This window comes from Kocuria sp. NBRC 114282 (assembly GCF_030268385.1).
Classification (GTDB): Bacteria; Actinomycetota; Actinomycetes; order Actinomycetales; family Micrococcaceae; genus Kocuria; species Kocuria palustris.
Map to the genome: position 1 here is coordinate 113,905 of NZ_BSQO01000005.1, position 20,619 is coordinate 134,523.

Consider the following 20,619-nt stretch of genomic DNA (forward strand, 5'->3'; position numbering starts at 1 on the left):
GCCGCCCTTCACCGCAGGAAGGCCTGCACAGCAGACTCCGCACGGCTGCGAGCGGCCGCGTCCGAGGGCTTTCAGAGCAGACGGACCTCCACGGGCTCACCGGCGGGCACCGACCCCTCGCCGGGCTCCAGGACGATCAGCGCGTCCGCAGCGGCCGCTGAAGCCAGCAGGTGCGAGCTGTATCCGCCCAGCCGGTGCGCCCTGTGCCCGTCCCACCGGGCGCGGATGATCCTCGTCCGCCCGGGCAGCCGCTCGAGGTCCTCGGCGCACTCGGCGGTGATCGCGCGCGGAGCTTCGGGTCCGGCCCCGGCCGCCGCGAGCGCTGGGCGCAGCAGCGCCTCCGCGGAGACCCAGGTGGACACCGGGTTGCCGGGCAGGCACACGACCGCGGTGCCCTCGATCATGGCCAGGCCCTGCGGCCCGCCGGGCTGCATGGCCACGTGCAGGAACTCGCTGTCGGGCTCGGCGCTGAGCACCCGGCGCACGACCTCGAAGGCGCCCTCGGAGATCCCGCCGGAGCTCACCCAGACGTCGGGGGCCTCGAAGTCCGAGGAGCTCAGCAGGGTGCGCAGCTGCTCGTCGTCGTCGATCACGTGCCGCACGGCCGTGACCCGGCACCCCAGCCGCACCAGCTGAGCGCACAGCAGGGCGGCATTGGCGTTGTGCACCTGGGCTGCCGAGGGCTGCTGCCCCGGCTCGACGACCTCGTCGCCGGTGGTCAGGATCCCGACGCGGAGCCTGGGCCGCACGCGCACCCGCTGCAGCCCCAGGGCCGCGATCGCGCCGATGGCCACGGGGCTCAGGATCATCCCGGGAGGCAGCACGGATCCGCCCCGGGCGACGTCCGAGCCTGCGGGGCGCACGAAGCGCCCGCTCGGCTGCCCGGACGGCACCCGCACCGTCGCGCCCTCGGCCAGGAACTGCGACGGTGCCGCCTCCTCGACCGGCACGACGGCATCCGCACCGGACGGGATCGGCGCTCCGGTCATGACGGGGGCGGCCGTGCCGGGAGCCAGCGGCGCAGGCTCGTGCCCGGCGGCTCCGGTGGCGGCCACGAGCAGCTCGACGAGCCCAGGGTCAGCGCCTCCGCGCTGGCCGCTCTCCTTCTGGGCGCTGTCGTCTTGGCCGCCGTCGCTGTGCGTGTCCGCTGCGCGCACGGCGTAGCCGTCCATCTGGGAGTCGTCGAATCTCGGCAGCGGGATCGGGGCCGTCAGCTCCTCGGCCAGCACCCGACCGGCGGCATCCTCCAGCGCGACCTCCTCCGTCGCCCGGTCTGACCACCGGCTGCGCTCGATGACGCCCTGGATCGCGGCGATGTGCTCGTCCACGCCGCGCGATCGGTGCCCGTGCCCGTGCCTGCCGCCGTGCCCTGCCATGTCGGCCACCCCTCCCGAGTCGGCTTGAGCCGTGTCAAGGCTTCTGGATCGTGTGCTGTCTATCGTGGCTGATCCTGCCTGCGGGCGGGACCGCTGCACCGCGGAAGGCGCCCGAGCAGGCAGGTGTGTGATGCCGCACAAAGCAAGTCCGTGCGACCGCTGCCCGGCGCCGCACCCGCGCCGATAGCCTGAGACGGACGACCATCACCGGCTGGAGCACAGCCGGAAAGGGAACGAGGTGACCCCCATGCCCACCGCTCTCGGGATGCCGGGTCTGCGCACGCGTCTGGAGCCCTCGCCTGCGGATCCGGCACTGGGGCTCGTGGACTCCTTCGGGCGCCGGGCCGCCGATCTGCGCATCTCCCTGACCGACAAGTGCAACCTGCGCTGCACCTACTGCATGCCCGCCGAGGGGATGGATTGGCGTCCGTCGTCCGAGCTGCTCACCGCCGCCGAGATCCAGCGCCTGGTGCGCATCGGCGTGCAGCGCCTGGGCATCGTGGAGCTGCGACTGACCGGCGGCGAGCCCCTGATCCGCCCGGATCTCGAGGAGATCATCGCCGGAGTGCACCGCGAGCACCCCGAGCTGCCGATCTCCCTGACCACGAACGCGATCGGGCTGGACCGCCGCGCCGCCGGGCTCCGGGCAGCCGGGCTCACGCGGCTGAACGTCTCGCTGGACACCCTGGACCGGGCGACCTTCGCCCGTCTGGCCCGCCGCGACCGGCTCCCGCAGGTGCTGGCCGGCATCCGGGCCGCTCAGGAGGTCGGGCTAAAGCCCGTGAAGATCAACTCCGTGCTGCTGCGCGGGATCAACGACGACGGCGCCGCCGACCTGCTGGCCTGGACCCTCGAGCAGGGGCTGCAGCTGCGCTTCATCGAGCAGATGCCCCTGGACGAGGACCACACCTGGACGCGCCGCGGCATGGTGACGGCCGCGGAGATCCGGCAGCTGCTGAGCCGGCGCTTCCGCTTGGACCCGCGCCCCGTCCCTCGCGCCGGCGCCCCGGCAGAGCTGTGGGACGTCCGCGCGCTGGATGCCGAGCTGGCGGACGAGCCGCTGGGCACCGTGGGGATCATCGCCTCCGTGACCGAGCCCTTCTGCGGCGACTGCCGGCGCACCCGCCTGACGGCCGAGGGTGAGATCCGCTCGTGCCTGTTCTCCCACGAGGAGTTCGGCCTGCGCGACCTGCTGCGCGGTCAGACCGAGCAGGGCGCGCTGCCGCAGGAGCGGGCGGACGAGCTGATCGCCGAGCGCTGGCGGGCAGCCATGTGGATCAAGCCCGCGGCGCACGGCATGGATCGCACCGGGTTGGGCGACGACGGCTTCGTGCAGCCCGTCCGCTCCATGTCCGCGATCGGCGGATGAGATCCTGGTCGTGACGCCCGCGTGCGCGCGGGCCGCGTACCGTGATGCCGGAGATCGCGAGGAAGGTGCGACATGTCGCTGACGATCAACTACTACGCCGCGGCCAAGGCCTCGGTGGGCCAGGACTCGCAGGAGCTGGACTTCGAGGCCCTGCCCCGAGACGGCGACGGCCGAGTCACCCGGGGTGCAGTGGAGAACGCGCTGATCGCGGCCCATCCCACGGCCCCTGCCGGCGAGCAGCCCCTGGCCGAGGTGCTCGAGCGCTGCTCGTTCCTGCTCGACGGCCAGGCCTGCCCCGAGCCCGAGACCGAGATCCCCGACGGCTCCGCCCTGGACGTCCTGCCGCCCTTCGCCGGGGGCTGAGGTGGCCCCGCTGCCGAAGCTGCCGGTCCCGGTGCCCGCGCCGACGCCCACCCGCAGCTCCCGCGCGGCGCTGAGCGCGATCGTGGTCGCCGGTGGCCGGTCCTCTCGCCTGGGCGGATCGCCCAAGGCGCTGATGCGCCCGGATCGCGACGGCGCTCCCGTTCTTGTGCGCGGCACCGTCGAGGCCCTGATCGGACTCGGCCTTCCGGCGCATCGGATCGCCGTCGTGGGCCCGGAGGGCCTTCCCCTGCCGGACGGCGTGCTGCGCACCCGAGAGGACCCGCCGTTCTCCGGTCCCGCCGCCGCCCTGGCCGCTGGCGCACTCGCCCTGGGGCTGGCCGAGCCCTCCGGGGCCTGCGCCTCCGCCGAGCCCTCCGAACCTGAAGGGGGCGACGATCCCGCCGCGTCCGGCGCTGCGGACCCCGCCGTCGACCCCGACGAGCAGTGGACCCTCACCCTGGCCTGCGACATGCCCCGGGTCGCCGACGCCGCTCGGGCCCTGATCGCCGAGATCGAGGCACGGGGCACGAGCCGAGCGGCCTCCCCCGCCTCGGAGGCCACCGACTCGGACCGCACCGGCACAGCGCCCCTCGAGGCCCCGCGCGGGATCGTGCTGACGGACCGCGGCATCCTCCAGCCGCTGGCCGCCGTCTACCGCAGCGCGGTGCTGGGTCGGCAGCTGGTCGACCAGCCCGTCGTCGACCGCTCGGTGCGTCGAGTCCTCGGGCCGCTGTGGGACCGGCAAACGGGCGTCAGGGGACTGACCGATGACGTCGACACATGGGACGATGTGAAGAGATTCGGGCTCGTGCCCGTTCAGGACTGAGGAGACCATGAGCGATCAGCCGCAGACCCCCCGCACCCTTCGCAGCCCCGACTGGGCACAGGCCCGCCAGGCGGCCTTCGACGCCGCTGCGGCGCTGCCGCCGCACTGGCTCCCGCTCGGGGAGACGGTGGGCGAGACCCTGGCCGAGGACCTGCGCGCCGAGCGTCCGGTGCCCCACTACACCTCCTCGGCCATGGACGGCTGGGCAGTGAACGGACCGGGCCCCTGGCGGATCAACCGCGGCGAGTACGAGCAGATCGACCAGCGCGTGGCCTGGGCCCGCACCGAGGAGCCGCAGCTCAAGCCCCCGCGATCGCTGGCCGTCGGCGAGGCCGCACCGATCGTCACGGGCGGACTGGTCCCGTTCAGCACGAGCGCGGTGCTGCGCTCGGAATGGGGCCTCGAGGACGGCGACTCGCTGCGCCTGAGCCCCGAGGCACCGGAGGGCGCCCCCGAGGAGGGACAGAACCTGCGCCGGGCAGGCCGCGAAGCCGAGACCGGAGAGCTGCTGATCCGCGCCGGGACGCGGCTGACCCCGGGGCACGTGGCCTTCGCGGCCACCACGGGCCTGGACATGCTCCCGCTGCTGCGGCGCCCGCGAGTGACCCTGCTGCTGACCGGCGACGAAGTCGACGAGGACGGCGTCCCGGAGCCGGGACGGGTCCGGGACGCCTTCGGCCCGCAGCTGCCGCAGTTCGTCCACCTCCTGGGCGGTCAGGTGGATGCCGTGCACCGCGTGGGCGATGACCGCGAGCAGATGCTCGAGCGGCTCACCGGCTCCGCGGTGGGCGCGGAGTCCGTGCTGGACTCCCGCGCGCAGCTGATCATCACCACGGGCGGCACGGGCCGCTCGACCGCGGATCATCTGCGCCCGTCGCTGGAGGACAGCGGCGCGCATCTGCTCATCGACGAGCTGGGCCTGCGCCCGGGCCACCCAGCGCTGCTTGCCCGCATGCCGGAGGACGGCCCGTTCGTCCTGGGCCTTCCCGGCAACCCGCTGGCGGCCATGACCACCCTGATGCTGCTGGGGGCGCCGCTGCTGGCCGGGCTCGGCGGCAACGTCATCCCGCCGCTGACCACGGTGCGCCTGACCCGCGAGCTGCCGGCCTCCAAGACGGATCGACTGGCACCGGGACTGGCCTTCGTGGCCGGCGCCGCCGTCTCCGGGACCACGATCACCGACCTGAGCGAAGGCGCTGACGCCCAGGGCACCGAGCTGCCCAGCGCGGTGGCGCTGTCACGCGCGGGCTCCGACCAGCTGCGCGGCTTCTCGCAGGCCAACGTGCTGCTGCTGATCCCCGCCGACGGCGTGCGGCCAGGCGAGCCCGTCCAGGCGCTGCCGCTTCCCTGGCTCTGAGGCGGCGGGAGCACCGGTCGGCCGGCCGGACCGTAAGGGTCCAGTCGGCCGACCGAGCAGGCTGGTCCGTCAGGCCGTGACGAAGTACGTGATCGCGCAGATCACGAAGACCGCAGAGGCCGCCAGCGCGCACCCCAGCTCGATCACGATGCCGAGGCCCATGGCCTTGAGCGCGACCCAGCTGGACTCCAGCGCGGCGTTCAGGTCCCGCTGCCGGTAGGTCTCCGAGAGCAGCAGGCCCACCGCGAAGCCGATGAACAGTCCCACCACGGGGATCACGAACAGGCCGATGACCGCACCGATCACCCCGTAGAGCACCGAGCTGTTGGGGATCTGCCGCTTCTTGAGCCGAGCGCCGGTCAGCGCCAGGGAGGCCGACATCCCCGCGATCGCCAGCGGGACGCCCAGGGCCAGGGCCACCCATCCCTCCGGCGAGCGCACGACGACAGCCCAGATCACCAGGCCGATCACGACCGTGATCGATCCGGGCAGGACCGGCACCACGATGCCGATGCAGCCGATGGCCAGCAGGAGGACGGCGACGACGGTCGCGATGATCTCGGGGAGCATGAGGCCCATTGTGCCTGCCCGAATGCCCGTCGGCCTCCGCTCCACAAGCCGGAAGATGCACCCTTGCTAGCATGCAAGAGCACTGGCGGATTCCCACCAGGGCATCCCTTATGCAAGGAAAGGCTCATCATGAGCAGCACAACCCCCGGCTCGACGCCGCCCGGAGAGCCCTCGAGCGCCTCCGGACAGGACGTGGATCACCAGCCGTCCGAGCTGATCCCCCGTCGCCGGCAACGGAGACCGACACCTCGTTCGATCGCCAGCATCACCTGCTCGACTCGCTGCGCGACTCCCTGACCCGCGCTCAGCCCGAGACCCGCAGGGGCCTCGACAAGGTCGTCTTCGGCTGCGCAGCCGTTCTTGCCGTGGTCTTCGTGGCGTGGGGCCTCATCAATCCCTCGGGCCTGGGGGCGGTGGCCGATCACCTCCTGGCCGGGACCATCACGGACTTCGGCTGGCTCTACGTCATCGCCGCCACCGTCTTCGTCGTCTTCGTGATCTTCCTGGCGTTCTCCAAGTTCGGGAAGATCCCCCTGGGACGCGACGGCGAGAAGCCGCAGTTCTCCACGTGGTCGTGGATCTCCATGATGTTCGCCACCGGCATGGGCATCGGCCTGGTCTTCTACGGCGTGGGCGAGCCGCTGTGGTTCTACATGGCGCCGCCGCCCGAGACGGCTGATCCCTCGACCACCGAAGCCATGCGCACCGCCATGGGCACGACCCTGTTCCACTGGACCCTCTACCCCTGGGCCATGTACGCGGTCGTCGGCCTGGGCATGGCCTACGGGACGTTCCGCCTGGGCCGCTCGCAGCTGTTCTCAGCCATGTTCACCTCGGTCTTCGGCCGCCGCTTCGTCAACGGCGTGGGCGGGCGGATCATCAACATCCTCGCGATCCTGGCCACGCTCTTCGGCTCGGCCTGCTCCCTCGGCCTGGGCGCCCTGCAGATCGGCGGCGGCATCAGCTCCGCCGGGATGATGGAGACCGTCACCACCCCGATCCTGGTCGGCATCATCACCGTCCTGACCATCTGCTTCGTGGCCTCGGCCGTGTCCGGCATCGAGCGCGGCATCCAGTTCCTGTCGAACTCCAACATGGTCCTGGCCGTGATCATCGCGCTGATCGTGTTCGTGGCCGGGCCGACCCTGTTCATCCTGGACATCATCCCCAACGCCATCGGCGACTTCGTGCAGGAGCTGCCGGAGATGGCCTCGCGCACGAACTCCGTCGGCGGCGAGGACATGGCCTCCTGGCTGTCCTCGTGGACGATCTTCTACTGGGCCTGGTGGGTCTCATGGGCCCCCTTCGTGGGCCTGTTCATCGCCCGCATCTCGCGCGGTCGCTCCGTGCGCCAGTTCATCGCCGGCGTGCTCGTCGTCCCCTCGGGCGTCTCGACCATCTGGTTCGCGATCTTCGGCGGCGCGGGCATCGGCCTGCAGCAGCGCGCCGAGTCCGCCGGCGACACCGGCTCCATGCTGGCCCAGCAGACCACGGAGGGACCGGACATCAACTTCGACGCCATCCTGTTCGACCTGCTCAACGCCCTCCCGCTGAACCCGATCATGACCGGCGTGCTGATCGTGCTGACTGTCATCCTGATCGGCATCTTCTTCGTGACCGGCGCGGACTCCGCCTCGATCGTCATGGGCGGGCTGTCCGAGAACGGCGCGGAGGAGCCCTCCAAGGGCGGCATCATCTTCTGGGGCGTGGCCACCGGCGCCGTCGCCGCGGTCATGCTGCTGGCAGGCGGCTCGGATCCCTCCGAGGCGCTCAACGGCCTGAAGAACATCACGATCGTCTCGTCGCTGCCCTTCATGATCGTCATGCTGATCCTGTGCCTGGCTCTGTACCGGGACCTGGCCAGCGATCCTCTGGTCCTGCGCACCGAATACGCCCGACAGGTGCTCGTCGACACGGTCGCCCAGGTCCCGCTGGACTCCGACGAGCCGGTGGCCCTGGCCACGACCACGCCCGACACCGGCGAGATCCCGGCCGTGAACGCCGACGGCACGCCGCGCAGGGCGAGCTCCACGGACCCTGAGGACGGCATCGTGATCCGCTCGCAGTCCCTCGGCATCCCGGGCTCGCGTCCGGGCGGGCCGTGGGACAGCGCCTGGGACGACCCCGACGGCACCCGCTCCGCGGGATCCGAGGGCAGGGACAGCCCGCCGCGGGCCTGATCATCCGCACCACCGGCGGAGGCCGTCGACATCGACCATGTCGACGGCCTCAGCTCGTGCCCTAGGCTCGAGGCGATGCCGTCTTCCGACAAGCGCACCCCCGCCAAGAGCTCACGCCGCTCCGCCTCCGCCGCCCGGCGCAAAGCGCCCCCGCGCCCCAAGCCGCGCGAAGGCAGCCGGGCTGCGGGCGGATCGGCCCCCGGCCGTTCGAGCGCGACCCGTTCGGGTGCGGTGCTGCGCGCCTGGCCCGTCTGGGGCGCCCTCGGCCTGCTGATCATCGGCACCGTCGGCACGATCTCGCACAACAGCGACCCCAGCTGCTCGGATCACGGCGGAGCCATCCCCCGCGAGTGGGCCGACGACGTCGCCCATGCCGCCGAGGTCTCGGCCCTGCCGCCCGAGCTCGTGGCCGCGCAGCTGGACGTGGAGAGCCGCTGGGACCCGGAGGCCGAGAGCCCCGTGGGCGCCCAGGGCCTGGCGCAGTTCATGCCCGAGACCTGGGAGCTCTACGGCGAGGGCGAGGCCACGGATCCGGAGGCCTCGATCCGCGCGCAGGGCTACTACCTGCGCGATCTGCGCGAGATGGTCGCGGAGCTCGATCCCGCCGACGAGCAGGAGGAGACCGATCTCGTCCTGGCCGCCTACAACGCCGGGCCCACGGTGGTCCTCGAGGAGGGCGGCATCCCGGAGTACCAGGAGACGCAGAACTACGTCGATCAGATCACCGAGCTCTCCGAGACCCGCTACGCCGGGGTCTGCTCCGAGGAGTCCTGAACCACGCCTCCCCAACAGGAACCCCGCGCACGACGACGGCGCCCGCTCCCTCGAGGGGAGCGGGCGCCGTCGCGAGCAGGGGGCGATCCCGGTGATCAGGCGCTGATCAGCGAGCGCATGGAGCGCAGGGCCACCGACAGGGCCGCCATGTCCGTGGCGGCATCGCCTCCGGAGCTCGACTCGATCTCCTGGAGGGTGCGTCCCACGCGCTCCAGGGACTGCCGGTTCTCCTCGATCCAGGCCTCGACCTTCTGCTCGGCCGTCTCGCCGTCGGCGCGCAGCGCCATGGCGGTCATGGACGTCAGCGTCGAGTACACGTCCTCGCGCATGGACATGCGCGCCAGGACCTCCCAGCGGGTGGTCTGCGGCAGGCCCGAGATCCGGGTCAGCATCGTCTGGATGCCGAAGCGCTCGTGCAGGGCGAAGTACAGCTGCCCCACGAGCTCGAGGTCCTGATCCTCGCCCTCGGACTCCGCGAGACGCACGATGTCCAGCAGCGAGTAGGAGTCCAGCAGGCGCGACCAGGTCTGCGCGAGCTCCTCCGAGATGCCCTGCTCGAGCGCCAGCTGTTCGCGGCGCTGCGCGGCCTCGGCGTCCTCGGCTCCCAGGAAGGTGAGCCCCTCCCGACGGACCTCGGGGATCTGGGCGAAGGCCTCGACCACCTGCTCGACCGGCTGCTGGGACAGGCCGCGGCTGATGAGCCAGCGCACGGCGCGGTCCAGCAGGCGTCGGACGTCCTGGATCATCTGGATCCACTGCTCGGTCGAGACATCGGCCGGCAGCTCCGCCAGTTGCTGCAGCAGGGGGTCGAGCTCGAAGATCTCGACCGCCGCCAGGAAGGCAGCGGCCAGCTCGCCGGGCTCGCACGAGGTCTGCTCGAGCGCACGGTAGGCGAAGGTGGCCCCGCCCATGTTGATCATCTGGTTGGCCACCAGGGTGCCCACGATCTCGCGGCGCAGCGGGTGCGTCTGCAGATCCTCGCCGAAGCGCTCGCCCATAGCCTCCGGGAAGTAGCGCTGCACGATCCGCGCCGTCCAGGGGTCCTCGGCCAGGTCCGAGCGGATCAGCTCGCCGGAGAGCTGGATCTTGGCGTAGGCCGTGAGCACCGACAGCTCCGGGGCGGTCAGCGGCTCGTCGATCTCGGGGTCCTCGGCACGGGCCTCGAGCTGCTCATCCGTGGGCAGGTACTCGATCTCGCGGTCCAGGTCCGCGTTCTCCTCGAGCCAGTCCATGAACCGCGCGTAGGTCAGCGCATAGTCATCGGCCTTCCAGCGGTCGACGCTCAGCGTGATGTTCTGCGCCACGTTGGTGCGCAGCACGAGCGAGGCCAGCTCCTCGGTCATGGACTCGATGAACCCGGCGCGCTCGTCCTGGGGGAGCTCCCCCGCCGCGACCATGCGGTCCACGAGGATCTTGATGTTGACCTCGCGGTCGGAGGACTCCACACCGCCGGAGTTGTCGATCGCGTCCGTGTTGATCAGCACGCCGTTCTGAGCGGCCTCGATGCGGCCCAGCTGGGTCGCGCCCAGGTTGCCGCCCTCGCCGATGACCCGCACGCGGACGTCGGCGCCGTTGACTCGGATCGCGTCGTTGGCCTTGTCGCCCACATCGGCATTGGTCTCGGTCGAGGCCTTGAAGTACGTGCCGATGCCGCCGTTGTAGAACAGGTCCACGGGCGCCTTGAGGATCGCGCGCATCAGCTCCGGCGGGGCCATCTCCGTGGTGCCCTCCGGCAGGCCCAGGACCTCGCGGACCCGCTCGGAGACCGGGATCGACTTGGACGACCGCGAGTGGACGCCGCCGCCGTCGGAGATCAGGGAGGCGTCGTAGTCCTTCCACGACGACGGCCCCATCTCGAAGACCCGCTTGCGCTCGGCGAAGGAGGCCGCAGGATCCGGATCCGGGTCCAGGAAGATGTCGCGGTGGTCGAACGCGGCCACGAGCTTGATGTGCTCGGAGAGCAGCATGCCGTTGCCGAAGACGTCGCCGGACATGTCGCCCACGCCCACGACCGTGAAGTCCTGGGTCTGGGTGTCGTGGCCGAGCTCGAAGAAGTGGCGCTTGACCGACTCCCACGCACCGCGGGCGGTGATGCCCATGGCCTTGTGGTCGTAGCCCACCGAGCCGCCGGAGGCGAAGGCGTCGCCGAGCCAGAAGCCGCGCTCCAGGCTGATGGCGTTGGCGGTGTCCGAGAACTTGGCAGTGCCCTTGTCCGCGGCGACCACCAGGTACGAGTCGTCTCCGTCGCGGCGCACCACGGCCTCCGGGACAACCACACGGTCCTCGCCGTCCTCCTGCGGGACCAGGTTGTCGGTCACGTCCAGCAGCGAGCCGATGAACTCCTTGTAGGCGTCCTTGCCGGCCTCGCCCCAGGCCCCGCGATCCTGCGCCGGATCCGGCAGCTGCTTGGGGAAGAAACCGCCCTTGGCACCGTCGGGGATGATCACGGAGTTCTTGACCATCTGCGCCTTGACCAGGCCCAGGACCTCGGTGCGGAAGTCCTCGCGGCGATCGGACCAGCGCAGCCCGCCGCGCGAGACCGGGCCGAAGCGCAGGTGCGTGCCCTCCACGCGCGGCGACCACACCCAGATCTCGTGGCGCGGACGCGGCAGCGGTGCCGCGGAGATGCGCCGCGGCTCGAGCTTCAGCGCGATCGCGGGCCGGTCCTGCTGGTAGGCGTTCGTGCGCGCGGTGGCGCAGACGACCTCCACGAGGGTGCGCAGGAAGCGGTCGGCATCCAGAGAGGGGACCTCGTCCAGGGCGGCCTCGAGCTTCTCGAGCACCTCGGCGCGGGCGGCTTCGCGGGCCTCGTCGTCCGGCTGCCCGTCCTCGCCGGCGAAGCGCTGCGGGTCGAACGAGGTCTCGAACAGCTCGACGATCCCCCGGGTGACCTGCGGCTGGGCCAGCAGCGTGTCCGACATGAACTCGAAGGAGTGCGGGACGCGCAGCTGCAGCAGGTACTTCACGTAGGCGCGCAGCACGGCGATCGAGCGCCAGTGCATGCGCTCGGCGAGCACGAGCCGGTCCAGGGAGTCCGACTCCGAGCGACCGGAGATCACGGCGCAGAGGATCTCCTCGATGAGGTCCTCGGTGCGAGCGTCGTCGGGGCCCACGGCATCCACGCCGTCAGGCAGCTCGACGCCGAAGTCGTAGAGCTGGAACTCGCGGCCGTCGCCGGTGCGGATCTGGTACGGCTTCTGGTCCAGCACCGTGAGCCCGAGGTTCTGCTCCATGGGCAGCATCTCGGTCAGCGTGAGGCTGCGGGTCAGGTAGACGTTGACGCGCACGGGCTCGCCCTCGGCCGTGGACGGCGCCACGCGCACCTCGGCGGGCAGCGCCTCGTCACGGCCCCACAGCATCTCGCAGCGGCGCAGGTCCTCGATGGCCTCGTCGATCTCGTAGTGGGCTCGGTAGTCCGCGGGGAACGCCTCCGCCCAGCGCTGCACGTATTCCCGGGCGCGCTCGGAGTCGAAGAGCTCCTCGATCTCCATGGACAGCGCCTCGGGCCACGAGCGGGCGGCCTTGCGCACCTTCAGCTGCAGGTCCTCGTGATCCACCGGCGGCGGGGTGTCCTGCGGCAGGCGCAGCCGGAAGAAGAGCCGGGCCAGCGAGGAGGTCGACAGCGAGACGTCGAAGTCGACGTCCACCGCGCCGTAGGCCTCGGTGAGGATCTCCGAGATCCGCTCGCGGACCTCGGTGTTGTAGCGATCGCGCGGCAGGTAGACGACAGCCGAGACGAAGCGCCCGAAGAGGTCCGTGCGGCAGAACAGGCGGGTCACGCGTCGCTCGTCGAGCTCGACGACCCCGCGGGCGGCCCGCACGGCCTCCTCCACGGACATGTGCAGCAGCTCGTCGCGCGGGTACTCCTCGAGCACGGACTGCAGGTCGCGCTCCGAATGGGAGTCGGGGCGGAAGCCGAAGGACTCGGCCACGGCACGGACCTTGTCCCGCACCCACGGGGTGTTGCGGGCCGAAGTCGAGTACGCCTTGCGGGCGAACAGGCCCAGGATCAGGTACTCGCCGTCGACCTGGCCGTCCGCGTCGAAGCGGCGCACGCCGATGTAGTCGAGGTAGTCGTTGCGGTGCAGTCCCGAACGGGTGTTCGCCTTGGTCACGAACATCGCCTGGCGATCGCGCGCGTGCTCGGCGGCCTGGACCGTCAGGCGTCGCGGACGTCCGGACTTCTCCTCCGTCTCTGTGAGGATGCCCAGGCCGCTGCCCTCCACGGAGGACAGGTACAGGCCCTCGTCGTCCTCGCGGAGGTCGTACTCCTTGACGCCCATGAGCACGAAGCGCCCGTCGAGCAGCCAGGTCAGGAACTCCTGGGCCGGCTCGACGTCGTCGAGCTGCGAGCGCATGGGGCTCAGGGAGTCGTTGACGCTGCCGACCCAGCGGACCATGTCGTCGTGATCCGCATCGATCTGCGCGACCGTGCGCAGTGCGGGGCGCAGGCCCTCGATGAGCTCCTGCGCCTGGGACTCGTCCAGGTGCTCGGCCAGCTCGACCTGTATCCAGGACTCCGCCGCGGACGTCTCGCCGAGGGCCCCCACGATCGGGATGGTCTGCGTGTCGCCGCTGGAGATAGCACGGACGTCCTCGAGCTCGTCGACGGAGCGCAGCTCGCCGTCGTCGTCGCGGGTGGCCCGCAGGATGGGGTGCACCACCAGGCGCGCGCCGCCCCAGTCACCGGCGATCCGGGCGTTGAGCGTGGAGACCAGGTAGGGAACGTCGTCGGCGACGATCAGCACGACCGTGCGCGAGCCCTCGTCCAGGGTGGTGATCAGGACCTCGCCGCGCTCGCGGTGCTGGGCGAGCTCGCGGTGGCGCTGGGCACGGGCCGCGAGCACGTCCTCGCCGCGCCTGTCGAGATCCTGTGCCGGAGCGCCGGCGTAGTAGGTCCGCATCCAGGGCTCGGAGCCCGGCCGCGGATGCCGCCGCCCTCCGGAGTCCTGCGCGTCTGCGGTCGAGGGGTCGGGACGGTCCTGGGACTCTGCCACTGGGGAATCACACCTTTGTGAAGTCGTGAGCTGGTCATCCGCTTCTGGCGGCCGATTCGGCCACTGTAGCCGGGGGACAGCAGCCGTGACAGGGACACGACGGCGCTCGAGTCCGCGCGCCGCCGACGCCCGCAGCGCGGCCTGCGGCCCACCCCGATGACGGCCCGCCGAGCCCGATCGACGGAGCATCGCCGCTGGTCACGACACATTTCATGCATCTGAGGCAGTTCACGCGCAGGTCATCCGACGGACCCCAGCGCCTCGCCCGGGGGCCACCTCAAGCTCAGGGGCGATTCCTAGTCTCGGCAGGGCCTGCCCAGGCGGCATCCAGCCTCTGCTCCTTCGGACCGCCCGCAGGCCCGCACTGCCCCGCATGCATCTCCCACCCTCCGCTGGAAAGGCTGCTCCCATGCCCACGAACCTCACGCTGCGCACCGCCGCGCTCGGCGCCGTCCTGGCCCTGGCCGCTTCATCCGTCCCGGCCGCCGTCGCGGCTCCCGCCACCGCTGCCCCGTCGGACGAGCGGGCCTCGCAGGCGGAGGACTTCGACCTGCAGTCCCACCGCGGCGGGCGCGCCGAGTGGACCGAGTCGTCCCTGACCGCCTTCTCCCGCTCGCTCGAGCTCGGCGTCACGACCCTCGAGCTGGACACGCACCTCACCGAGGACGACGTCGTCATGGTGTGGCACGACGACACCATCCAGCCGGAGAAGTGCCAGGACACCGGCCCGGTCACCCCCGGCGATCCGGACTACCCCTACGTGGGCGATCGCTTCCGCGAGCTGACCTACGCGCAGATCCAGACCCTGGACTGCGGCTACCAGCAGCTGCCCGGCTACCCGGTGCAGGACAACATCGAGGGCAACCGCATCGCGACCCTCGAGGAGGTCTTCGCCGTGGCCGTCCAGCACGGGGCTCAGGACGAGATCCGCTGGAACATCGAGACCAAGGTCGAGGACCCCGCGAACACCCCCGAGCGCGAGGCGCTGGTCGACGGCGTCATGGCCACGATCCAGGAGCACGGCTGGCCCGAGCGCACCACGCTGCAGTCCTTCGACTGGGCGGCCCTGGACCAGGTCCGCGAGATCGATCCGGACATGACCCTGGTGGCCCTGGCGGAGTCGGAGAACCCGGTCGGCGCCGGCATCGACCCGCAGGATGCCGCTGATCGCGGCTACGACGTCTGGTCGCCGGCCCACGCGCTGCTCACGGAGGAGAACATCGCCGAGGCCCACGAGCTCGGCCTCGTCGTGACCCCGTGGACGGTGAACAACCGGGCCGACATGGAGCGGCTGATCGACTGGGGTGTGGACGGCATCATCACGGACTACCCCTCCACGCTGCGCGACGTCATGGCCGATAGCGGCTGGGCCCTGCCGAAGGCCTACCCGCTGGTCGAGCAGCCGCAGTTCGGCCGCGGTGCTGAGACCCGCGCCGAGCGCGAGCACACCGGCGCGGCGCGCTCGGTCGAGGATGTGCGCGAGCGCTCCGAGACCGCCCGCGAGCGCTACACCCGCTGAGCGGATCGGCTGCGGCGACGCCCGCGGCCCGGCGACGACGACGGCCGGCTCCCCGCGCGGGGAGCCGGCCGTCGTCGTCGCGCGCGAGGACCGGGCGGATCAGCCGATCCACTCCTCCTGCAGCTGCAGGACCTGCGTGTTGATGATCCGGGGGTGGGTGTCGCCGCTCCAGTGGTTCAGGGCGATGCGGATCAGGGACCCGTGGGTGACCATGAGGACGTCGCGCCCGGGATGATCGGAGGCGACCTGCTGCACGGCCTGCAGGGCCCGGGCCACGAGCTCGTCCTCCGGCTCGGCCGGGACCATGAGCTCGGCGTACTCCTCCGGGGTGAGGTTCTCGTTGTGCTTGCCCTCGGTGGAGCCGAACGATCGTTCGATGAGGCCGTCGTAGGTCCCGCCGAACTCCGCGCCCAGCGTCTCGGCCACGATCTGCCCCGTCTCGCGCGCACGGGACAGGGGCGAGGTGACCACCGCATCCCAGCTCTCGCCCTCGTCGAGCATGCGCTGGGCGGCGTCGCGGGCCTGCTGGCGGCCCGTCTCGTTGAGCGGGACGTCCGTGCGGCCCTGGAAGCGCATGGCGCGGTTCCAGTCGGTCTCGCCGTGGCGCATGAACGCGAGCATCTGCTCTCCTGACCGGCCCCGTGCGGGGCCACGATGTCTGCTGGGGCGAGCCGGGCTCGCCTGCTCGGGCCGGTCCGGACAGACTGGGGCCATGAGCGATTCCAGCACCAGTGTCCCCCAGCCCTCGGACTCCCGCGATGACCCGGGCCTCACCCGGCTGATCTACGGCGCCATGCCCCTGGGCGGCTCGTGGAGCGCCGATGATCCGCTGACGGAGGAGCAGGAGGAGGTCGGCTTCGCGGCCCTCGATGCCGCCGAGGAGGCGGGGTACCGCGACCTGGATCTGGCCGACATCTACGCGGCGGGCAAGTCGGAGACCGTCGTCGGCCGCTGGCTGGCCCAGGACCCGCAGCGACGGCAGCGGATGCAGGTGCAGACCAAGGCGGGGATCCGGATCCCGGGCGGCACAGCCGCCGGCGATGCGCCCATGCACTACCGGCTCGACGGCGCCACGGTGCGAGGGTCGCTCGAGAAGTCGCTGACCCGGCTCGGGCTGGAGTCCGTGGAGCGGTTCTTCATCCACCGCTGGGACCCGCTGGCCGATCTCGACGAGCTCGGGGCCGCACTGGATGCGATCGTCGACGAGGGACTGGCCCGCCGCGTGGCGGTGTCGAACATGCCGTGGGATCGCCTGCAGCTGCTCCAGCAGGCCATGAACAGCCCCCTCGGTGCGGCCCAGGTACAGCTCAGCCTGGATCACCGCGATCTGATCGAGGCCCAGATCCTGTGGAACCATGCCGAAGGCCGCACGACGGTGCAGGACGGGACGTTCCTGGAGCGCTGCGCCCGCGCCGGCATCGAGGTCCAGGCCTGGGGATCGATGGCGCAGGGGATCTTCACCGGAGCACCCGCCCCTTCTTCGACCGACGAGGTCCGCAATCTGCAGCCCACGATCGAGCTCGTGCGGCAGCTGGCCCAGGAGCTGGACTGCTCGCGCGAGGCGGTGGTGCTGGCCTGGCTGATGCGCCTGCCCCAGCGGATCCGCCCGGTGATCGGCACCACCAGCTCCGATCGCATACGCGCCTGCGTCCAGGCGGATGCTGTCGCCTCGAATATGACGCACGAGCAGTGGTACCGGCTCTGGAACGTCGCACGCGGCCACGACGTGCCATAGCCGCAGGTCACGGGCAGCTCGGCAGCTCGCTGTGGACCGACCAGGGGACAGCCGCCCCCCGAGCTGAGGTTGAATCTGCATACTGGCTTGCCAGAGCGTCCGTGGTGCCGGTAATTTGCGATCGAAATACCGACGGACGACGTCGCCAGGCCCCCACCTGGGCATCGTCCGGCGCGGGGAGGAGCACCACCATGAGCACCACTTCCGACGAGTCCGCCCATCGGACCGCCATGCCCTTCCTCGGGGTCGACCCCGAGTCGCTGAGCCTGAGGCACCGCATCCCCCGGCTCCCGGCGCTGGCCGTGCGCACGCAGGAGCTGCCGCAGCTGGACGATGCCTCCGTCGAGCTGCGACTGCTCGGCACCGGACACCAGCTCGTGCTGCGCCTGGGCGATTCGGAGTGGATCGAGACCCTGGCGCAGATGCCCGGGCTCATCCCCCACCTGCCCACCGAGGCACACCTGGACGCACCCCTGCCCGGCCTCGGCGCGTACGAGATCCGCTGCACGCTCACGGAGCACTCCGAGCGCGGCCTGGCCAAGCAGCGCGAGCGCTTCCACCTCCAGAGCGAGACCGCCCAGGCCTCGCTGCTGCTGCGCGGGGCCGACGGCGCCGCCGCTGCGGCGTGCCTCTACCTGCCCGAGGGCCACGACGAGCTGCGGTGGCGCACCTGGCGCACCCAGCCCGAGACCGGACGTCTGGTGCAGACGGTCAGCACCCTGCAGCTGCCGGCTGTGGTCGGGCATCAGCTGCGCGCCAGCTGAGTCGGCGTCCCGCCGCCAGGGACTGCCGCGCCGCCGTCGGACCCGTACCGGTTCTCAGCTGAACAGCGGGTCGCCCGTATACGGAGCCAGCAGCTCGCGCTGGGCCGGCTGCAGGCGCAGCACCGTCTGGGACTGCGGGTCGAAGAACGCGAGCTGCGTGTGCGCGCGGATGCACCATTCGCCCGTGCGCGGGTCGGCGATCTCGATGCCGAGGATCAGCGCTGCGCCGGCCGCCTTCACGATGCGCACGCGCGTGGGGGCGGGGATGTTGCTGTACTCGAGCGGACGCACGTAGCGCACGCGGTGCTCCACCACGAGGGCCTGCGTGCCCTCCGGGAGGGCGTCGAAGAGTTGGACCCGCGCCGGCCGCGCCTGGTTCCCGGTGCCCACGGGCACGCCGAAGGCCTCGATGCGCGCCTCCTCGAGCATGCGCACGATCTCCACGTTGTTGATGTGGCCGTAGGCGTCCATGTCGCCCCAGCGCATGGGGATCTGAACGACGACGCCCGGGCCGTCCTCGGCGATCTCGGGCGCAGCAGATGTGTGTTCGGACATGTTGCGGGATCCTTCCGGGTGGGGGCCCCAGAATAGAGGCTGCGGCACGACGACCCGCATCCCACCAGAGAAGATGAGCATCGCCATGAGCACGACCACTCGCACCGGCACGCGGATCCCGCGCCGCCGTCGGCGCCTGAGAGCCCTGGGGCTCGGCACCGGCGCCCTGGTGCTCGTCTGGCTGGTGGTGTGCACCGTCGTGGTGCTGCACCCGGACGTCACCGAGGATCCCCAGCCCGCCGACGCGGTCTTCGTGCTCGGGCCCGCCGACGAGGCCCGCGTGGCCCACGCCCGCGACCTGATGGACCAGGGGCTCGCCCCCACCGTCGTGTACGCGACCCCGCAGGGCGACTTCGGCGGCGGCGGCGAGGCTGCGACCGACGAGATCGGCAAGCCGCACTGCGATCAGGGCAAGGACTACGAGGTCATCTGCTTCGAACCGGACCCCTCCACCACACAGGGCGAGGCCATGAAGATGCGCGAGCTGGTGGCCGAGCGGGGCTGGGACAACATCATCGTGATCACCATGCGCCCGCACGTCTCCCGTGCCCAGCTGATCGTGGACCGGTGCTACAGCGGTCAGACCCAGTGGTCGCCCATCGACTACGTCGACGACTACTGGCGCTACCCCTGGATGACGTTCAAGGCCTACGTCTACCAGTCCGCCGGCTTCCTCAAGGCCTGGGCCACCCCGGGCTGCGACACTCAGCTGCCCGGCAATCCCAAGTCGATCTGAGGCCCTTCAGACGCTGACCCGAGGCCACCGCCGACGTCGACCTGGGGCCCCGCCGACCCGAATTGGCGCGCGAGCGCGGACTCGGGTACGCTATCCGTCGTTGCCCGCAGGGATGAGAGTCGCTGCGAACCACGAGCGCGAGTGGCGGAATTGGCAGACGCGCACGGTTCAGGTCCGTGTGCCCGAGAGGGCGTGGGGGTTCAAGTCCCCCCTCGCGCACGACAGTCCAGAAGCACCCCGATCCCACAGGATCGGGGTGTTTTTCGTTGTGGCTGGTACTTCCGCGTGGGGTCCAGGGTGAGCTCGCGGAGGATCTCTCCGGTGGCCTTGGCCACGATGGTGATCTCGCGGTCCTCAACGATCAGAACGACGTGGGTTCGGGCGTGGGCTCGGTGATCCGGACGGGAAACGTGCCGATGACCTGCTGAACCGTGACTTCACCGCGGCGGCTCCGAACCTGGTCTGGGTCACGGACTTCACCTACGTCCGCACCTGGGCGGGATTCGTCTATGTCGCGTTCGTCCTGGACGTGTTCGCCCAGCGGATCGTGGGCTGGCACGCGTCCTCGAGCAAGAAGGTCGACTTGGTCATGACGCCGCTGCGGATCGCGCTATGGCAGCGAGAACGGGAAGGAAACCCCATCTCACCAGGAGATCTGATCCACCACAGCGACGCCGGATCTCAGTACACAGCGATTCGGTTGACCGAGCATCTCGCGCTCAAGGGCATCGCCCCGTCGATCGGGACCGTCGGCGACGCCTACGATAACGCCCTGATGGAGACGGTGAACGGGCTCTACAAGGCCGAGTGCATCCGCACCACCGCCTTCCACACCGGCCCGTTCCGGATGCTCTCAGACGTCGAGTTCGCGACCGCCGGCTGGGTCGACTGGTACAACAACCGGCGACTGGTCGGCACCCTCGGGATGCTCACCCCGATAGAGTTCGAGAAGCTCCACTACGAGGCCCTCACCCGAGAGTCCGAACCCGCAAAGTAGCGGCATCAAACCTGGGCCGGTTCACTCCAGCTACCACGACCTCTGGCACGTCGAGCAGTCGTTCCGGATGAGCAAGACAGACCTCCAGGCCAGACCCATGTTCCACCGGCAACGCGACGCCATCGAAGCTCACCTGACGGTCGTGTTCACCGCTCTCGCGGTCGCGCGATCCATGCAGAACACGACCGGGCTGAGCCTGAAGAAGATCATCACGACCCTGCGTCCGATCCAATCCGCGCTGCTCCGCGCCGGCTCACACACCCAGCTGATCCCTCCGCACATCCCTGAGAACGCCGCCCTGATCATCAATCAGATCACCGGAAAACCGGGACACTAAGCCAATGCATCAAGTCAGGACAGGGATTCCCGCTGGCCCCGGCAGTAACACCTACGTACGCGCCAGCGAGTACGTGGGAAACGCCCGGCGCACAATCGGCCGTCGCGGATACGTCGACGAGTCCAGTCTCGATCTATGAGCAGGGCAGCCCCGCGGCGTTCCGT

General features: G+C 70.9%; 15 protein-coding genes, 1 tRNA gene and 2 pseudogenes. 13 read left to right on the forward strand and 5 right to left on the reverse strand.

Annotated elements, in window-relative coordinates; genetic code table 11:
- Positions 1–71 precede the first annotated feature (71 nt).
- The gene (locus QSJ40_RS09920; RefSeq protein ID WP_285730647.1) at positions 72–1,376 is read right to left on the reverse strand and encodes a molybdopterin molybdotransferase MoeA; all 1,305 of its coding nucleotides are present in this window, start codon (positions 1,374–1,376) and stop codon (positions 72–74) included.
- A 247-nt stretch (positions 1,377–1,623) separates the two neighbouring features.
- Here QSJ40_RS09920 and moaA point away from each other — a divergent pair, with 247 nt between their 5' ends.
- The 4 genes from moaA (at position 1,624) to QSJ40_RS09940 (ending at position 5,291) form a co-directional block, all read left to right on the forward strand.
- Complete coding sequence (gene moaA / locus QSJ40_RS09925) at positions 1,624–2,745, forward strand: GTP 3',8-cyclase MoaA (RefSeq protein WP_285730649.1); 1,122 nt, start codon at positions 1,624–1,626, stop codon at positions 2,743–2,745.
- Between the two features lie 72 nt (positions 2,746–2,817).
- Positions 2,818–3,108 (forward strand): MoaD/ThiS family protein, encoded by a 291-nt coding sequence (locus tag QSJ40_RS09930; protein WP_006213692.1) that lies wholly within the window; start codon positions 2,818–2,820, stop codon positions 3,106–3,108.
- A gap of 1 nt (position 3,109) precedes the next feature.
- Positions 3,110–3,934, forward strand: a complete 825-nt coding sequence (locus tag QSJ40_RS09935) for an NTP transferase domain-containing protein (protein ID WP_285730651.1) — start codon at positions 3,110–3,112, stop codon at positions 3,932–3,934.
- Between the two features lie 7 nt (positions 3,935–3,941).
- Entirely contained in the window at positions 3,942–5,291 is a 1,350-nt protein-coding gene (locus QSJ40_RS09940) for a molybdopterin molybdotransferase MoeA (RefSeq protein ID WP_285730653.1), read from the forward strand.
- 69 nt (positions 5,292–5,360) lie between these two features.
- On the opposite strand, the gene QSJ40_RS09945 is transcribed toward QSJ40_RS09940, so the two are convergent.
- Complete coding sequence (locus QSJ40_RS09945; protein WP_024289278.1) at positions 5,361–5,861, reverse strand: DUF456 domain-containing protein; 501 nt, start codon at positions 5,859–5,861, stop codon at positions 5,361–5,363.
- 110 nt (positions 5,862–5,971) lie between these two features.
- Between QSJ40_RS09945 and QSJ40_RS09950 the strand changes: the two genes are divergently transcribed.
- Positions 5,972–8,041 carry a BCCT family transporter gene (locus QSJ40_RS09950; RefSeq protein ID WP_285730657.1) on the forward strand — a complete coding sequence of 690 codons (2,070 nt, stop codon included), beginning with the start codon at positions 5,972–5,974 and terminating at the stop codon, positions 8,039–8,041.
- 75 nt (positions 8,042–8,116) lie between these two features.
- Positions 8,117–8,815 (forward strand): lytic transglycosylase domain-containing protein, encoded by a 699-nt coding sequence (locus QSJ40_RS09955; RefSeq protein ID WP_100244620.1) that lies wholly within the window; start codon positions 8,117–8,119, stop codon positions 8,813–8,815.
- A 95-nt stretch (positions 8,816–8,910) separates the two neighbouring features.
- Here the strand turns inward: QSJ40_RS09955 and QSJ40_RS09960 are convergent, their stop codons facing one another.
- Complete coding sequence (locus QSJ40_RS09960; protein ID WP_006213700.1) at positions 8,911–13,812, reverse strand: NAD-glutamate dehydrogenase; 4,902 nt, start codon at positions 13,810–13,812, stop codon at positions 8,911–8,913.
- Positions 13,813–14,221: 409 nt separating this feature from the next.
- On the opposite strand from QSJ40_RS09960, the gene QSJ40_RS09965 reads away from it, so the two are divergent.
- On the forward strand, positions 14,222–15,331 hold the full coding sequence (locus QSJ40_RS09965) for a glycerophosphodiester phosphodiesterase family protein (RefSeq protein ID WP_006213701.1): 1,110 nt from the start codon (positions 14,222–14,224) through the stop codon (positions 15,329–15,331).
- 99 nt (positions 15,332–15,430) lie between these two features.
- On the opposite strand, the gene QSJ40_RS09970 is transcribed toward QSJ40_RS09965, so the two are convergent.
- Positions 15,431–15,952, reverse strand: coding sequence for a histidine phosphatase family protein (locus tag QSJ40_RS09970; RefSeq protein ID WP_006213702.1), 522 nt, complete (start codon positions 15,950–15,952; stop codon positions 15,431–15,433).
- Positions 15,953–16,043: 91 nt separating this feature from the next.
- On the opposite strand from QSJ40_RS09970, the gene QSJ40_RS09975 reads away from it, so the two are divergent.
- Entirely contained in the window at positions 16,044–17,066 is a 1,023-nt protein-coding gene (locus tag QSJ40_RS09975; protein ID WP_006213703.1) for an aldo/keto reductase, read from the forward strand.
- 191 nt (positions 17,067–17,257) lie between these two features.
- Positions 17,258–17,830 carry a DUF2617 family protein gene (locus tag QSJ40_RS09980; RefSeq protein WP_006213704.1) on the forward strand — a complete coding sequence of 191 codons (573 nt, stop codon included), beginning with the start codon at positions 17,258–17,260 and terminating at the stop codon, positions 17,828–17,830.
- A 54-nt stretch (positions 17,831–17,884) separates the two neighbouring features.
- Here the strand turns inward: QSJ40_RS09980 and QSJ40_RS09985 are convergent, their stop codons facing one another.
- Positions 17,885–18,385 (reverse strand): acyl-CoA thioesterase, encoded by a 501-nt coding sequence (locus tag QSJ40_RS09985; protein ID WP_006213705.1) that lies wholly within the window; start codon positions 18,383–18,385, stop codon positions 17,885–17,887.
- Between the two features lie 85 nt (positions 18,386–18,470).
- Between QSJ40_RS09985 and QSJ40_RS09990 the strand changes: the two genes are divergently transcribed.
- The 4 genes and pseudogenes from QSJ40_RS09990 to QSJ40_RS10005 form a co-directional block, all read left to right on the forward strand.
- Positions 18,471–19,121, forward strand: a complete 651-nt coding sequence (locus QSJ40_RS09990; protein ID WP_006213706.1) for a YdcF family protein — start codon at positions 18,471–18,473, stop codon at positions 19,119–19,121.
- A gap of 135 nt (positions 19,122–19,256) precedes the next feature.
- A tRNA-Leu gene (locus QSJ40_RS09995) sits at positions 19,257–19,340 on the forward strand.
- 181 nt (positions 19,341–19,521) lie between these two features.
- Positions 19,522–20,118: pseudogene (locus tag QSJ40_RS10000) on the forward strand (IS3 family transposase); the annotation flags it as partial.
- Positions 20,119–20,137: 19 nt separating this feature from the next.
- Positions 20,138–20,455, forward strand: a pseudogene (locus QSJ40_RS10005) (IS1634 family transposase); the annotation flags it as partial.
- Between the last annotated feature and the right edge of the window lie 164 nt (positions 20,456–20,619).